At 41.3% G+C, this 334-nt stretch carries 1 protein-coding gene; it reads right to left on the minus strand.

Annotated features, from left to right (window positions below; translation table 11 throughout):
- Positions 1-122: 122 nt before the first annotated feature.
- Positions 123-305, minus strand: a complete 183-nt coding sequence (locus VQ643_RS16375) for a lysozyme (protein ID WP_414201594.1) — start codon at positions 303-305, stop codon at positions 123-125.
- Positions 306-334: the final 29 nt, after the last annotated feature.

Raw genomic sequence — 334 nt, forward strand, 5'->3', positions numbered from 1 at the left:
TCATTTTGTTTGAGAATTGCCATAATCTGGCTCTCAGTGAATTTTGATTTGCGCATAGAAAGCTCCTTGAGTTTATATTAATGAAATTTTCTACAAATAGCCTCTGTGGTTTTGAGGGGGGATTACACTGCGATATCTTCAAGCAACAACGCATCCGCTTGTTCTTGCGTGATCGTCATGCCTTTTTTGGCTGTTCGCGTGTGACTATAGCCGATTGTCCACACGCCTACACTGTCTTGATAAGCTGCGAGCTTGCAGCCTTCCCACGCTTTAGTAAAAGCAATACCTGCTGTGCTGGTTTTCATATTTCATTTCCTATAGATAATAAAAAACC

The organism is Pseudomonas sp. F1_0610 (assembly GCF_047470865.1).
Lineage (GTDB): Bacteria > Pseudomonadota > Gammaproteobacteria > Pseudomonadales > Pseudomonadaceae > JAZDRH01.

What these genes read in the sequence shown, in the direction of transcription:
- VQ643_RS16375 (WP_414201594.1), bottom strand. Translation starts at nt 305, where the DNA reads ATGAAAACCAGCACAGCAGGTATTGCTTTTACTAAAGCGTGGGAAGGC.